General features: G+C 44.8%; 12 protein-coding genes. 7 read left to right on the forward strand and 5 right to left on the reverse strand.

The window, feature by feature from the left end; all coding sequences use genetic code 11:
- The first annotated feature begins 57 nt into the window (after positions 1–57).
- The 7 genes from gldF to AC1DCV_RS11910 all read left to right on the forward strand — a co-directional run bounded on the left by gldF (position 58) and on the right by AC1DCV_RS11910 (position 11,159).
- Positions 58–798, forward strand: a complete 741-nt coding sequence (gene gldF / locus AC1DCV_RS11880; RefSeq protein WP_441573216.1) for a gliding motility-associated ABC transporter permease subunit GldF — start codon at positions 58–60, stop codon at positions 796–798.
- 21 nt (positions 799–819) lie between these two features.
- Positions 820–2,523, forward strand: a complete 1,704-nt coding sequence (gldG, locus tag AC1DCV_RS11885; RefSeq protein ID WP_477023379.1) for a gliding motility-associated ABC transporter substrate-binding protein GldG — start codon at positions 820–822, stop codon at positions 2,521–2,523.
- 124 nt (positions 2,524–2,647) lie between these two features.
- The gene (locus tag AC1DCV_RS11890) at positions 2,648–3,616 is read left to right on the forward strand and encodes a TerC/Alx family metal homeostasis membrane protein (protein ID WP_477023380.1); all 969 of its coding nucleotides are present in this window, start codon (positions 2,648–2,650) and stop codon (positions 3,614–3,616) included.
- Between the two features lie 58 nt (positions 3,617–3,674).
- Positions 3,675–6,179, forward strand: a complete 2,505-nt coding sequence (locus tag AC1DCV_RS11895) for a bifunctional UDP-N-acetylmuramoyl-tripeptide:D-alanyl-D-alanine ligase/alanine racemase (protein WP_477023381.1) — start codon at positions 3,675–3,677, stop codon at positions 6,177–6,179.
- Between the two features lie 60 nt (positions 6,180–6,239).
- Entirely contained in the window at positions 6,240–6,893 is a 654-nt protein-coding gene (locus tag AC1DCV_RS11900) for a lipoprotein signal peptidase (RefSeq protein WP_441573212.1), read from the forward strand.
- Positions 6,894–7,296: 403 nt separating this feature from the next.
- Positions 7,297–10,164: a TonB-dependent receptor gene (locus AC1DCV_RS11905; protein ID WP_477023382.1), complete on the forward strand. Its 2,868-nt coding sequence runs from the start codon at positions 7,297–7,299 to the stop codon at positions 10,162–10,164.
- A 65-nt stretch (positions 10,165–10,229) separates the two neighbouring features.
- Complete coding sequence (locus AC1DCV_RS11910) at positions 10,230–11,159, forward strand: sulfite exporter TauE/SafE family protein (RefSeq protein WP_477023383.1); 930 nt, start codon at positions 10,230–10,232, stop codon at positions 11,157–11,159.
- Here AC1DCV_RS11910 and AC1DCV_RS11915 read toward each other — a convergent pair.
- From AC1DCV_RS11915 to AC1DCV_RS11935, 5 genes are all read right to left on the reverse strand, one after another.
- Complete coding sequence (locus tag AC1DCV_RS11915) at positions 11,142–12,131, reverse strand: 2-hydroxyacid dehydrogenase (protein ID WP_477023384.1); 990 nt, start codon at positions 12,129–12,131, stop codon at positions 11,142–11,144. The genes AC1DCV_RS11910 and AC1DCV_RS11915 overlap by 18 nt on opposite strands.
- A 114-nt stretch (positions 12,132–12,245) precedes the next feature.
- On the reverse strand, positions 12,246–13,646 hold the full coding sequence (gene fumC, locus AC1DCV_RS11920) for a class II fumarate hydratase (protein ID WP_477023385.1): 1,401 nt from the start codon (positions 13,644–13,646) through the stop codon (positions 12,246–12,248).
- Positions 13,647–13,698: 52 nt separating this feature from the next.
- Complete coding sequence (locus AC1DCV_RS11925) at positions 13,699–14,475, reverse strand: enoyl-CoA hydratase/isomerase family protein (protein ID WP_477023386.1); 777 nt, start codon at positions 14,473–14,475, stop codon at positions 13,699–13,701.
- 43 nt (positions 14,476–14,518) lie between these two features.
- Positions 14,519–15,694: a S41 family peptidase gene (locus tag AC1DCV_RS11930; RefSeq protein WP_477023387.1), complete on the reverse strand. Its 1,176-nt coding sequence runs from the start codon at positions 15,692–15,694 to the stop codon at positions 14,519–14,521.
- Between the two features lie 28 nt (positions 15,695–15,722).
- Positions 15,723–16,478 carry a porin family protein gene (locus tag AC1DCV_RS11935; RefSeq protein WP_477023388.1) on the reverse strand — a complete coding sequence of 252 codons (756 nt, stop codon included), beginning with the start codon at positions 16,476–16,478 and terminating at the stop codon, positions 15,723–15,725.
- Between the last annotated feature and the right edge of the window lie 24 nt (positions 16,479–16,502).

Below are 16,502 nucleotides of genomic sequence, written 5' to 3' on the forward strand. Positions count from 1 at the left end.
AATAGCGTTTAGCTATATTTGTATCTTTACTAATATCCTAATCCTTACAAACTGTTCATGCTAGCCATCTTTAAGAAAGAGATAAACCAGTTTTTCAGCAGCGTCACCGGCTATGTAGCCATCATCCTGTTTTTGCTGGCAAACGGATTATTACTTTTCGTTTTCCCGGAAACCAGTTTGCTCGACACCGGCTACGCCAACCTGGATCCGCTATTCAACCTGGCGCCACTCATTTACCTCCTGCTCATCCCCGCCATCACCATGCGTTGTTTTGCGGATGAATTTAAAAGCGGTACCATGGAATTACTCAGTACCAAACCACTCACCGGCTGGCAAATCGTAATGGGTAAATTCTGGGGCAGCATGGTCATTGTGCTCATTTCCCTGGTGCCTACCATTGTATATTATTTCGCCATCCGGCAGTTAAGTGTAGATGCCCAACAACTGGATACCGGCGGCATCATAGGGTCTTATATAGGACTTTTACTGCTGGGCGCAACATTTACAGCTACCGGCATATGGTCATCTTCCTTAACCAACAATGCGATGATCGCCTTTCTCATTGCGCTTTTTACCTGCTTTATACTTTATAATGGTTTTGATGCCATCAGCAAAATACCTGCTTTCAGCGGCGGGGCAGATTATTACCTGCAAATGGCTGGTATCAAGTTCCATTATACTTCCATCAGCCGTGGCGTAATCGATAGTCGTGACATCGTCTATTTTATCAGCATCATCGGCCTGATGCTCTATCTCACTAAATTATCCCTCCAAAGAAAACTCTGGCAAAACGGGTAAAGACCTGCCTTACTAAATGATATGGCTACACGAAAAAAATACATACAACGTGCAATAGCAGTAATACTGGTACTCACGGGCATTAATATAGCAGCCGCTTACTTTCATAGCAGATGGGATCTGACAAGCGAAAAAAGATATACACTCACCAACAATACGCGGCAAATGCTGCGGAAGCTGGACAGTCCGGTTGATATTGAAGTTTTCCTGAAAGGCGATTATCCCGCCAGCTTCCGGCAGTTGGCACAGGCCACTACCGAATTACTGGAAGAGTTCCGTGAATATGGCAAACAAAACCTACGGTTTACTTTTATCAATCCCGGACAGGGCATGACAGATACTGCCCGCATGAAGTTCCTCGGAGAACTGACGGCGCAGGGCATCATGCCTTTTAATATGAAAGTACAGCAGGAGGCCAATGACGGCTTCGCGGAAAAACTCATTTTCCCCGGTGCACTGGTGCATTATAAAGGGAAAACGATGGGGGTAAACCTGTTAAAGAACCAGGGAGGACAAGATCCGCTGCAAACCATGAACAACTCGGAAGCTTTGCTGGAATACCAGTTTGCCAACGCTATCAGCAAATTGCAGGAAAAAGAAAAGCCACTCGTAGGGTATATGCTCGGACATGGTGAATCATTAGGAGCAGAAGTATATGATGCGCTGAGCACCCTGCAAACCAACTACGCACTGGATACACTTACTTTACAGGCCGCCTCCTTTATTTCACCCGAATTTGATGTGATCCTCTTTGCCAAGCCTGCCGGCGCTTTCAGCGATGCAGACAAACTCAAAATAGATCAATATGTGATGAATGGCGGTAAAGTGCTGTGGTTTATTGACGAGTCCAGCGCTACCATGGACAGCTTACATCAACACAATGAATTTGCGGCTGTTGATCGTGGATTAAACCTGGAAGATCTGCTGTTCCGCTATGGTGTGCGTATTAACCAGGACCTGGTGATGGATCTGCAGAGTGATGTAGTGCCACTGGTGGTAGGCAACGTAGGCAACCGGCCACAGATACAGCCGGTACCGTTTCCCTACTTTCCGATGCTCATGCCTACCAAAGCACATCCTATTGTAAAAAACCTGGATATGGTGCTGAGTCGTTTTGTGAGTTCTATAGACACGATAAAAAATGACGCTATCAGGAAAACTATTTTACTGACCACTTCCCACAACAGTCGTACTACCAGGCTGCCGGCGGAAATCAGCTGGGACGTGGTAAAAACACAACCCAATCCCCGTGAATACCGTCAACAGTATATACCAACGGCTGTTTTACTGGAAGGACACTTTACATCTTTATTCCATAACCGTCAGGATCCCGCAGTAGTAAGTGAGCTGCAACGGGCATCCGGCAAGCCTTTCCGGGATGTTACCGATACCATTAACAAGATGATTGTAGTGAGTGACGGTGATTTGATTGCCAACGCTGTATCCCGTAAAGAAGGCCCATTACAAATGGGTATCAACGAATTTAACCCGGGCTTTGCCTTTGCCAATAAAGAGTTTTTCCTCAACTGCCTGGAATACCTCAGTGGTAACAGTGGCATCATGGAAGCGCGCAACAAAGAACTGACGCTGCGCCTGCTTGATAACGAAAAAATCAGACAGGAAAAAACCAAGTGGCAGGTGATCTGCTTCCTGGTACCTATTGGGCTGGTACTGTTGTTCGCAATGGTTTTCCAGTTTGTGCGGCAACGGAAATTCGCAGATTAATACCGCCAACATATTAGCTTTTAGCGTTTCTATACACAATCTTTGGCAGAAACACTAAAAGCTAACTCCTAAATGCTAACAGCCGTTTTCTTATCTTTGCTCCTTCATAAAAAAAAATCGTCACATGACATCCATACAATGGACCTATCTCATATTCTTTATTGTGGTAGTCATTGCATTAATTTTTGATCTTGGTTTATTTAGTAAAAAAAACGAGAAGACTAGTATCAAAACCGCGCTATGGCAAAGCATTTTCTGGGTAGGCCTTTCCGTTTTGTTTTTTGGATTCATGTGGATTGTTGATGGTTCTGAAAAGGCAGTCAGTTTTATGAGTGCTTATCTGATGGAGAAGTCATTATCCATGGATAATATTTTTGTATTCATTCTCATATTTGGTTTTTTTAAGATAAAAGAAGAATACTATGCCCGGGTGTTACTGATCGGTATCATATTGGCGATTGTTTTCAGGGCGATCTTTATCAGTGTTGGCGTAGTGCTGATACAGCAGTTCGAGTGGATCCTGTATATTTTTGGCGCATTTCTGCTGTATACCGGTTACAAAATGTTTACCGCCAACAGTGATGATGAATTCAAACCGGAAGAAAATTTTGCTTACCGGTTCATGAATAAATATATGCGGGTAACAACAGAAGAGCCAAAAGGGCGTTTTGTTATTCGTAAACATAATAAGGCGTATCTCACCACGTTATCATTAGTAGTGGTAATGCTCGCGGTCACTGATATTATATTTGCACTGGATTCTATTCCAGCTGTATTTGCCATATCGAAAGAACCAGTAGTGGTGTATACCTCCAATATATTTGCGGTATTAGGACTCAGGTCCTTATTCTTTTTACTGAGGGGAGCGGTAGATAAATTTGATTATCTGCCTCAGGGTATTGCAATTGTGCTTATTTTCATTGGACTGAAAATGCTCATAGAATCTTTCGTTCACATACCCGTATTGGCAAAGTATTATATTCACATACCGGTATATGTATCGTTAATCGTAATTATACTATGCCTTGGAGGTTCCATCCTCTATTCTCTCTATCATGAGAAGAAAAAATTACCGGAAGCAGAAGAGAAGTAAAAAGCAGCTGTAGACAATGTTTTTGCGGCCGCTAAGTGATTATTCAAACCTGATAAACGTGTATAACGCAGCAAGCATCAACAAGACTTTGAAAGGGGAATTGTTGCAAGAGACCGGATTTACTGAAATTGACCATCTTTTATTGGACAGCAGGAAGCTCAGCTTCCCCGAAACATCTCTGTTCATTTCTTTGGTTAGCCCACGGCGCAATGCGCATCAATACATTGAAGAATTGTACCGCAAGGGAGTGAGTAATTTTATTGTGAGTGAACCTGTGCCACTGGAAAAATATCCAAAAGCCACTTTCATCCTGGTAAAAGATACATTACAAGCCTTGCATGCACTGGTGGCCTTTCACCGTCACCATTTTCATATCCCTGTTATTGGCATTACCGGCAGCAATGGAAAAACCATTGTGAAGGAATGGCTGTACCAGTTACTGGAAAAGGATTACAACATTGTACGCAGTCCTAAAAGTTATAACTCCCAGATCGGCGTCCCCTTGTCTGTATGGCAAATGAAGCCGGAACACCAGCTGGCTATCTTTGAAGCGGGCATTTCACAACCCGGTGAAATGGTGAACCTGGAAAAGATTATCCGTCCTACTATCGGCATTTTCACCAACATCGGTGAAGCCCACAGTGAAGGATTTTTAAATATCCGGCAGAAGATCAATGAGAAGCTGGTATTATTTGCCAAAAGCGATATCCTCATTTACTGCAAAGATTATCTTGCCCTGAATGAGTGTGTGCTGGCCTTTCATAACCAGGTAGGTAAAAAGGAAAACCAGGAAGGTGGTCCTGAATTGTTCTCCTGGTCCAGGAAAACAGATGCCGACCTGCGCGTGACCAGCGTAGATAAAAAAGATAACCATACCCGCATAGATGCCCTGTACAAGCAGGAACCACTTCACTTCACTATTCCTTTTGTGGATGAAGGCTCTATTGAAAATGCCATTCACTGCGCCGCACTGATGCTCTACCTGGGCAAGGAACAAACGGTGATACAACAACGGATGGATCAGTTGAGCAACATCGCTATGCGACTTGAACTGAAGCAGGGTATTAATAACTGTTCTGTTATCAACGACAGCTACAGCCTGGATCTGGGTTCTTTAACCATTGCCCTGGACTTCCTGCAACAGCAGCAACAGCACGCTACCCGTACTGTTATTCTCAGCGATATCCTGCAAAGTGGCAAGAGTGATGCTACCCTCTATGAAGAAGTAGCGGATCTGTTACAGAAAAAAGGCATCAATAAATTGCTTGCCATTGGTAAAAACATTGGCCGTGAAAAGAAAAGCTTTCAGCAGATAGAAGGACTGAAAACACAGTTCTTTACTACTACTGATGAATATATACAACAGTTTAATGCGGACGACTTCCAGAATGAAACCATACTGGTAAAAGGTTCCCGCATATTTCAATTTGAACGTATCGGCAAACTGCTGGAGCAGAAAGCACATCAGACTATCCTGGAGATTAACCTGACCGCTATATCACATAACGTAAAGCTGTATCAGTCGCTGTTAAAGCCTAATACCAAATTAATGGCCATGGTGAAAGCATTTTCCTATGGTAGCGGTAGTTTTGAGATAGCCAATCTCCTGCAGTTTCATGGCGTTGACTATCTCGCGGTAGCCTATGCGGATGAAGGTGTGGAGTTAAGGAGAGCAGGTATTACCATGCCTATTATGGTGATGAATCCTGAGCCAGCCAGTTTTGACGCCATTCTTCACTGGAACCTGGAACCGGAAATTTATTCCATGCAGATATTACTGCAGTTTATGGAAGAAGTAACTGCAGCGGGCAAAACAGATTTCCCTGTTCATATTAAACTGGACACAGGTATGCACAGACTGGGCTTTGTGAAAAGTGAAATTGCAGAACTGGCGCAGATCCTGACGGCCACCCCGTTAATGAAAGTACAATCCATATTCAGCCACCTGGCCGCGAGCGAAGATCCGGAGAAGGATGCGTTCACACAGCAGCAGGGCCGGTTGTTTTATGATATGAGCCATGAATTGCAGAAAGCACTGGGCTATGCGGTGATCCGTCATATTTCCAATAGTGCTGCTATTACCCGCCATCCTGATTTACAGCTGGATATGGTCCGGTTAGGCATCGGCATGTATGGTATCGACAGCAGCAATGGTATGCAGGATCAGCTCCGTAATGTAAGTACCCTGAAAACCACCGTTGCGCAGTTAAAGCACCTGGATGCAGGCGATTCCGTGGGTTATGGCGCCACCTGGGTGGCCAAAGGCCCATCCGTTACGGCTACCGTGCGTATCGGCTATGCCGATGGTTATCCAAGAAGATTGGGTAAGGGCGTGGGCAAAATGCTGGTACGGGGCAAACTGGCGCCTGTAGTAGGCGTAGTAGCCATGGATATGCTGATGCTGGATGTAACACATATTCCGGATGTGGAAGAAGGGGATGAAGCGATTGTTTTTGGCCAGGATTTGTCCGTACAGGAGCTCTCCGCCTGGGCTGAAACCATTCCCTATGAAATATTAACAGGAATTTCACAGCGGGTAAAAAGGGTATATTTCCAGGAATAATGATATTGCAGGCTTCGACTTTGAAATAAACTATTATTTTTGATAAAATTCTAATATCAGTTGAAATATCGTCACGTAGTATTTATCGTTATCCTGATCCTCGCCATTGACCAGACCCTGAAGTTCTGGATCAAAACGCATATGTTTATGCAGCAGGAATTTGTGATTTTCCCCAATTGGTTCCGGATCCATTTTATTGAGAACGAAGGAATGGCCTATGGGCTTAAGTTTGGAGGAGACTTTGGCAAGATTCTGCTTACCATGTTCCGCTTAGTAGCGGTGGTGGTAGGGTTCGTGTACATGAAGAAACTTATTAAAGAAAAGTACAGTACCGGCCTGCTGATCTGCGGTTCCCTGATTCTGGCTGGTGCAGCCGGCAACCTGATAGACAGTATGTTTTATGGTTTGATCTTCAACGACAGCGTAGGTTACGAAGTAGCTAAGTTTATGCCTTCCGGCGGTGGATATGGCAGCTTTTTACACGGTCGGGTAGTGGATATGCTGTATTTTCCCATCTATGAAGGCTATTTGCCCAAGTGGCTGCCATTCAAAGGAGGCGATTATTTCGTATTTTTCCGCCCGGTATTCAACGTAGCAGATGCAGCTATTTCCACTGGCGTAGTGGCTATCCTGTTGTTCCAGAAACGCTTTTTCGGCAAACACATGCAGCCTAAAGAGATAGAACAGCCAGTGGCAAAGGATCATGTAGCTTAACTTTTTTTATAAATATTTATAGGGAGAAGCGTTCGCCGTTGGCGAACGCTTTCTTTTTTAGGGACAGGCCATTATTCCAAATCATCACCTTTCCGGATGATTCCTTTCCTCTCCAGTTAAAAAAATTTCCGATACAGCCTCCAGCCCGGTACGTCCTCATTCCCAATGGGTTAAAGCGCCCGCTGCGGCGCGGTTACAATCATCCCCACTGCAATTTTCCAATAAATACGCCTATTTGCTTTGAAATGAAAAATACCCGGACTATATTTGTCTACTAATTCTATAGACTATATGATAATGACTTTTACAAAACAAGCTGCTACTACCCGATGTTGAGGCACGACAACGGTTTACATCCCCTTATCAATTTTATCTTTCCAGAATCTATAATGTTGACAACACTATGCAAAAGTTCTTACCTATACTGGCAAAATACCTTTTTGCAATATTGGTATTCAGTCCGGTACTAGTACAGGCACAGCTCAATGGCTCTTATGTAATTCAGGGCACTATTACAGATGACCATGGCAATGCCCTTCCCGGCGCATCTGTTCAGATCAAAGGCACTTCTTTTGGCTCACAAACAGACGCCAAAGGCCATTTTGAAGTAACCACCAACGCCAAATTCCCACTGAAACTTGTATTCAGGCTGATAGGCTATCAACCCCAGGAATTTGATGTAAAAAGCAGCAGCAGCAAACTGGCTATCCAGTTATATACGCAATCACTGCTGGTAAATGAGGTAGTTGTATCTGCCTCCCGTCAGCAGGAAAAGTTGCTCCGCTCCCCGGTAGCCATCGAAAAGCTGGACATCCGGGCTTTGAAGGAAACGCCGTCTTCTACCTTTTATGACGCCCTCGGCAACCTGAAAGGTGTACAAATGACCACTGCAGGTCTGACGTTCAAAGTATTCAATACCCGTGGCTTCAACGTTCCCAACAACTTCCGCTTCATGCAACTGGTAGATGGTGTGGACAACCAGGCAGCCACACTGGGTGTACCACTGGGTAACGCCATCGGACCCACGGAGCTGGATATTTCCAGCGTAGAAGTAACACCCGGTGCATCTTCTGCCTTATACGGTATGAACGCTATCAATGGTATGTCTAACCTCGTCACCAAAAACCCGTTCCAATACCAGGGTGTAAGTGTATACCAGAAAGTAGCGGTAAACCATGTAGGTGACAACGGCGGCGCCAAATTACTCACGGAAACGGCCGTACGTTACGCACAGGCCTATTCTTCCTGGTTTGCCTGGAAGGTGAACCTAAGCTACATGCAGGGCACCGACTGGTATGCAGATAACCACAGCGACTTTTCCCCACAATCAAAAGCCAACCCCGATTTCCCGCAACTAAGCGGTGCGAACAACATCGCTAACGATGCATGGAATAAATACGGGGACAACTCCAACCTCCAGGTAATCGATAAAGACGGACGCGCATACAACGTACACCGTACCGGCTACTGGGAGAAAGATATAGTAGGTGATTTCACCGTAAAAAACAAAAAAGCCGACTTCTCTTTCAACTTCCGCTTACCCCGTAAACTGGAGTTATCTGCGTCCTACCGTTATGGTGAAATGGACGGATTCTTCCAGCGCGGTAACCGTATCGGCCTGAGAGGCGTGACCGTGCAAAATGCAAAACTGGAACTGGTACACCCGGACTTCACCGTAAGATCCTATATCTCCATTGAAAATACCGGAGACTCCTACAACATGAACCCACTGGCTGATAACCTGGAAAAATCTTTCAAGCCAGATAAAAAATGGCTGGCGGATTATACCTCCGGCTTAAACAATGCGCTGACAGCTGGTTCCGACCTCGTTGCAGCTCATCAGGCGGCCCGCGCCTTTGCAGATGCCGGCAGATGGACGCCGGGTACTCCTGCCTTTGACGCACAGGTAGCTAAAATTAAAAGCATTAACGACTGGGATATTTACCCTACTTCCAAAGACCCTAACAATACCAGCGGTGGCGCTGCACTCCTGCAAAGGAGCCGTTTCTACCATACAGAAGGTACATGGAACCTGCGTAAATACATCCACTTCGCCGATGTACTGGTAGGCGCGGATTACCGCACCTACGAAATCATCCCGGATGGTAACAACTTCGTAGATTTTTCCCGCCCTGCTGATAAACGTAACACACCAGGCGGCAAAAATATATGGTACGGAAAATATGGTGGCTTTGCACAAATCAGCAAAACATTTTTCAACGATGCACTGAAGCTCACCGGCTCCCTGCGCTACGATAAAAATGAGCAGTTCGATGGTAAAATAAACCCTCGTATTGCGGCGGTTTATAGCATTAAAGACAAACATAACTTCCGCGTTTCCTGGCAGAATGGATTCCGTTTCCCTTCCCTGTTTGAAGCTTACTCCTTCGTAAACAACGGCCAGGTAAGACGTGTAGGCGGCCTTGCTTTCATTGAAGAAGGACTCGGCTACTTCAAAAACTCCTTCCTCACCAGCACAGTAGATGCGTTTGGGGTAGCGGTAAATAAAACCATCAATGCAGAACACATCTCCAAAGATGCTGCTGCTGCAAAAAATGCCGGCATACTAAAAGTTGCTAACCTGGATCCTATCGTTCCGGAACAGATCACTTCATTCGAAGCAGGCTATAAAGCCGTATTACTGGACAACAAATTATTTGTGGATCTGGATGGTTACTATAGCTCCTACAAACATTTCATCGGACAAATAGAAGCAGTAGTACCCAAAACAGGTAACGTAAACACACCTGATCAGACAGTACTGAACCAGATGCTGGACAAGGCACAACAAGACCGCTACCGCGTTTGGACGAATAGTAAATCTACCGTAAACAACTACGGCTTTGCCCTCGCTGTTACCTACGATATCTATAAAGGCTACACCGTAAGTGGCAACGCCAACTACAATAAACTGGCGCAGGATAAAACCAAAGACGATGCATTGATTCCTGGTTTTAATACGCCTGATTGGTTTACCAACGTGAGCCTTGGTAACCGTAACGTAGTGAAAAATATCGGCTTTAACGTGGTATGGCACTGGCAGAATACGTTCTACTGGCAGAACCTCTTTGGTAACGGCGATGTACCTGCTTACAGCACCGTAGATGCGCAGATTACCTACCGCGTACCAAAGATCAATACCTCTTTTAAACTGGGAGCCTCCAACATCCTGAATTCTAAATACTTTCAGTATGTGGGTGGTCCCACTATCGGCGGACTGTACTACTTAACGGTAACGTATGATAATGTTTTCAAGAAGATTAACAGATAATTATTTCGGCGATGCAGATATTCCATCTGCATCGCTGTTTTTTTTCACCTCTCAATGTAACTGATATGACTACACGATCAACGGCCGTAGCAGGCACAGTAACAGCAAAGCAGCAGTCCCACTACAAATGGTGGCAGATTGCCGGCATATCGCTGATCGCGGTCGTTGTATTGGTGGTGCTATATCAATTCCAGGTGCCCACTGCTGTTCAGGGCAAAGTATACCAGTTCATTGAATCGTTGTTTACAACAGAGTTGTTGTTTTATATTATTGTTGGTCTGTGTGCACAACTGGTAGATGGAGCATTGGGCATGGCTTACGGCGCTACTTCCTCGTCCCTGCTGTTGGGTCTGGGTGTATCTCCTTCTGTGAGCAGCGCCAGCGTACATGTAGCTGAAGTATTTACCACGGGTGCATCTGGGTTTGCTCATTTCAAGCTGGGCAATGTGAACAAGAAACTATTTTTATGCCTGTTGATTCCAGGCATGATTGGCGCCATTACAGGCGCTTATCTCTTATCCGACAAGATAGATGGCGATGTAATAAAACCCTTTATCAGTGCTTATTTACTTGTGTTGGGTATTATCGTGATCCGGAAAGGCATCCAGAAAAACAAGCGGAAAAGCAAAACAAAAAGATTGGGACCGCTGGCCTTTGTGGGTGGATTTATGGATGCTATTGGCGGCGGAGGCTGGGGACCGATTGTTACCTCTACCTTATTGAGCAAGGGCCGTACCGTACATTATACCATTGGCTCTGTGAATGCTGCTGAGTTTTTCATCTCCCTTTCCAGTGCAGCCACCTTCCTGATATTTACAGGTATCTCCAGTTGGCAGGTAATTATGGGTCTGGTGATTGGCGGCGTGATTGCGTCTCCTTTTGCAGCAGTACTGGTAAGAAAAATTAAACGAAAACCTCTCATGATCATGGTAGGTATCCTCATCATTATCCTGAGTTTGCGTACTATCGTTACAACACTACTTCACCTCATTTAAGAGGTCTTCTCCCTTTTCGAAACTACGTATATTGTTTAACGTTACCTCTGCAATCTGTGTTAATGCTTCTTTCGTAAAAAATCCCTGGTGGGCGGTTACCACTACGTTGGGGAAAGTGGTTAATCTTGACAGCACATCATCCTGGATAATACTGCCGGAAAAATTCTGAAAAAACAGGTGTTCTTCCTGTTCATATACATCTATTCCCAGTGCTCCGATATGTCCGTTTTTGAGTGCTTCCACTACTGCTTTGGTGTCAATCAATCCGCCACGACTGGTATTAATCAATACTACGCCGGGTTTCATGGTAGCAATGGTATCTGCATTCACAATATGGCGGGTACTTTCCAACAGCGGGCAATGTAGTGATATCACATCTGCCTTTGAAAAAACAGTGGCCATAGATACATATTCCACACCTGCTTCCTGTAAGGCCGGTTGTTCATAAATATCATGAGCATATACCTTGCAACCAAAACCCTGCATAATGCGGCAAAATACGGCGCCTATATTACCGGTACCTATTACCCCGATAGTTTTGCCAAAGAGATCAAATCCTTCCAGTCCGTTCAGCGTAAAGTTGCCATCACGTACACGATTATACGATTTATATATTTTCCGGTTGAGTGCAAGCAGTAAAGTTACGGCATGTTCTGCCACTGCGTGTGGCGAATAAGCAGGTACCCGTACCACTTTAATACCGGCTGCTGCAGCGGCTTTGAGGTCTACATTATTAAAGCCGGCGCAACGCAGGGCAATTAATTTTATACCTTTCTCTTTCAATATCTGGATGACAGTGGCATCTGCTTTATCATTTACAAATATGCAGATCGCCTGTTCTTCCTTTATCAGTGCAGTATTATCTTCATTCAACGGGGCATCCAGGAAACGAAAGCGATGCACTCCCTGCTGATTAGCCTGATTGAAATACTTTATATCGTAAGCCTGGGCACTATAAAAGAGAATATCCATGGAGCTGTCAGGTATCTGGTTAGTAAAAATAAAAATGCAGCGGGATAAAAGTAGTTTATATACTTCTAATCCTCACTGCATTTCACTAAAAACTAGTAGCTAAAGGCTAATAGCTTACTTTATTTCTCCTACCATGTGAGCGGGCACTACCCATTCATCAAATTCAGCCGGGGTTACATAACCCAGTTTCACGGCCATTTCTTTGAGAGTAGTTCCTTCCTTATGGGCTTTCTGCGCAATTTCAGCTGCTTTATAGTAGCCGATTTTGGTGTTTAATGCAGTTACCAGCATGAGGGAATTTTCCACATGTTTTTTGATGTTGGCTTCAATAGGTTCGATACCTTCAGCACATTTGTCGTTGAAGCTTACGCAACCGTCGCCAATCAGGCGGGCAGAATGCAGGAAGTTGAAGATCATCACTGGTTTAAACACGTTCAGTTCAAAGTGTCCGTTAGAGCCGCCAATGCTGATGGTCACATCGTTACCCATTACCTGTGCAGCAATCATGGTGAGAGCTTCGCACTGTGTAGGGTTTACTTTACCTGGCATGATAGAAGAACCCGGCTCATTATCAGGAATGTGAATTTCGCCGATACCTGCGCGTGGGCCGGAGCTCAGCATACGGATATCGTTGGCTATCTTCATTAAACTTACTGCTACCATTTTCAGTGCGCCATGTGCTTCTACGATAGCATCATGTGCTGCCAGTGCTTCAAATTTATTTTCAGCAGTGATAAAAGGAAGTCCGGTTAACAGGGCAATATTTTTTGCCACGTTCTCGGAATATCCTTTAGGCGTATTGATACCAGTACCAACTGCAGTACCACCCAATGCCAGTTCACTCAGGTGAGCCAGTGAATTGTTGATCGCTTTTAAGCCATGGTTCAGCTGTGCTACATAGCCGCTGATTTCCTGACCCAGTGTAAGCGGAGTAGCATCCATGAAGTGGGTACGACCTATTTTCACTACGTTTTTAAATGCTGCTGCTTTTTTAGCGAGGGTATCGCGCAGTTTTGTAATGCCGGGAATAGTTACTTCCTGCAGCATTTTATAAGCAGCAATGTGCATGGCAGTAGGGAAGGTATCGTTGGAAGACTGAGATTTATTCACATCATCATTGGGATGAACAAATTTATCTTTGTCTGTCAGCTGACCACCATGTAATACGTGTGCGCGGTAAGCTACCACTTCGTTCACATTCATGTTGGACTGCGTACCGGAACCGGTTTGCCAAACTACCAGTGGAAACTGGTCATCCAGTTTACCTTCCAGGATTTCATCGCATACCTGACCAATCAAATCGCTTTTTTCTTTCGGCAGCACACCCGCTTCTACGTTAGTGATGGCAGCCGCTTTCTTCAGATAAGCAAATGCCTTGATAATTTCTTTCGGCATTTTGTTGATATCCTGGGCGATCTTGAAATTTTCAATGGAGCGCTGTGTTTGAGCGCCATAATAGGCATTTACAGGCACTTTCACCTCGCCCATTGTGTCTTTCTCTATTCTGAATTCCATGACTTAAACTTTTAAGGGTACAAAAGTACGGCTTTACGGATAGGGCAGCAAGCTATTCTCCTTTAAAATTCGCTTGTCTTTTCTGGATAAAGGCTGCGGCGCCCTCCTGTAAATCCTTCGTGGCAAAGCAGGCTCCGAATTCCTTCAGTTCAAGTTCAAATCCGTCCTGATTTTTGTCCAGTGCGGCATTGGCGCATTTAATCACGCGGGCAATGGCCAGCGGTGCCTTTGTTTGTATTTTTTGTAAGATGGAAATGGCTTTGGGCAGCAATTCTTCAAGCTTTACCACGTGATTAACGAGGCCCCAGGCCTGCGCTTCTGCTGCAGTAATCATATCACCCGTCATCATCAGCTCCAGCGCTTTGCCTTTGCCAATGAGCTGTGTAAGCCGTTGAGTACCGCCGTAGCCAGGAATCAGGCCCAGGTTTACTTCCGGCTGCCCGAATTTTGCATTTTCGCTGGCTATGCGGAAATGACAGGCCATTGCCAGTTCACAACCGCCCCCCAGGGCGAAACCATTTACGGCAGCTATGATGGGCTTGGGGCAGCTTTCTATCCGTTGAAAAATCACATGGCCCTTCTTGGCCAGTTCTTCGCCTTGTTTATCTGATAAAGTAAGAAACTCACTGATATCTGCACCCGCTACAAAAGCCTTTTCTCCTGAACCAGTAATAACAGCTCCTTTGATGTCCCTGTTACCATAAATTTCGTCTACCACCAATGCTAACTCGGCCAGCACCTGCTGATTGAGCGCATTCATTTTTTCCGGGCGGTTGATCGTAATCGTCAGGATATTATTCTCCAGTTGTGTGCTTAACGTTTGATACATGGCCGAATTTTTAGTTGCTCAATATTAAGCAATATTCAATAACCTAACGAATCAGCCCGATAGCCGCCTCCAACTGCTTATCCTGCCCTCTGTCCAGGGCGGCAGCATCATATTTCACTTCTACATCCGGAGGAAATCCAATGCCTTCATATATTTTACCATCACGGTATTTGAGCATCAGGGAAGATGTATATGCCAGCTGGATATAATCCGTTTTAAACTGTCCACCGTTGAAATATATATTATTGATCAGCGGGCCATTGGCACCCCAGGTACGCTCTCCTACAAAATGTCCGTTGGGGAGAGCTTTTACAGCCATGGTGGTCATTTCCGCCATACTTACCGACCAGGCATCCGCCAACACAACTATGGGTCCGGTAATATTGCGTGCCCCTGCCTGCGGAGTTACAAAAGCCGGCGCCCAGGGAGAATAGTCGAGGCGGCCATTGCCTTGCTTGGAACGGGTAGTGCCAAAATCCAGTTGCTTATCTATCATTCTTCCCACTAAAAAATCAAGATCGGCCAAAGCGCCGCCACCATTACCCCGCACATCAATAATGACGCCTTTGATGTTGGTAGTGCTCTGTAGTTTATCAAAGAAATACTGCAATACTCTTTTTACACCATTCGTGGTATCTGTATTATACAGCTCTTTCAGTCTAAATCCATTGCAAAAGAAATATAAGGTATTCTGATTAATAGTACCAGATACGGCCACAAACTGCCTCCCATCGCCTGTATTGGTAAAACCTCTCCTGGACCCGGCATCAAGATAATTTTGAGGAATGTCGTTATAAAAATTAAAGATGCTGATGGGATCATGATAATCCGGACTGGCCAATTTACGTTGGTAAGCCGGATTTATACTGGCAGAATCTGCGAGCCAGGAGTCATTGAAAGTAAGATCGTAGTGCGAATCCACCAACCCAGCGGTCATCTGCTTAAAATAAGTATATCCTTTTCTTACATCCACAGAGTCATACAGATTCAATTTTGCAAACAAGGGTTTATATTGCTTGTACACATTGTCCCAATTCACCGTGTCAATATCCCAGAACACATAGTTATTATTCATGCCATTCCAGTAGGAATCAAATACCTCACTAAAGTTGCCGGAGATGGTGTTTGAAGGATCATTGATTTGTGGAATCTCTTTGCGGCAAGCAGTCACAGAGAACAGCACAATGATGGCAATCATATATTTATGAAGATGTTTCATCTTATTATTATTAAAGGTTAGCAAAAAATTATTCAGCAGCGGAGGCCTGGGAAGAATGAAAGATATTTTTGATGTTGAAGAGACATCCTGCCTGAATGACATAGGTGTCGTTGTACCGGGGGATCTGGTTGATCATGTAATTTTTTTGCTGATCAGATAAGCCATAGTAGTAGCGGGCTTCCACAAAAAAACGATATTTCTGCTGTAACAGGTATTCTACACCGGCACCGGCTACAAGACCAAATTCCACCCGGCGGTCGCGGCGACTGTCGAAGTTATATTTCTCGTTATAATTATAGGCCTTGTCAAACTGAAAAAAATTATACACCTGCTGATTATCCGGAAGATCCGGTGCATTGTTAAACACATTGGCCATCGCACCTTTTATGCGGCCACCAGCCCAATAAGCGCCATATCCACCCGCATTGAAAAAGCCTTTCAGCTTTTTGCCGCCAAAAGAAAAATGGGCCATGACGGGCAGTTGGATGTAAGTGTTGGTACTCCTCTGGTAAATCCCGTCAAAAAAATGATTCCGGCTTTGCTCATAATTCTTCTGAATGTAGGAGGGGTCGGCCTGAATGGCCAGCCAGTCGTTGAAATGATATTGTATGGGAATCCCCACCACAAAACCACTTAATGCATCGTACTTAGTAAAGGCCCGGTACCCGCTGCTCGTTTGCAGGTAATTTTTATTGTATCCACCTGATACACCGATTTCAAACTGGGCTTGTGCAGCATCAAAGCACAATAATAGCGTGGCTAAAAAGATAAGACTTCGTTTCATATGGTTTCCATTTTGGTGTTATTG

The sequence above is a fragment of the Chitinophaga sp. 10T418 genome, from assembly GCF_056394125.1.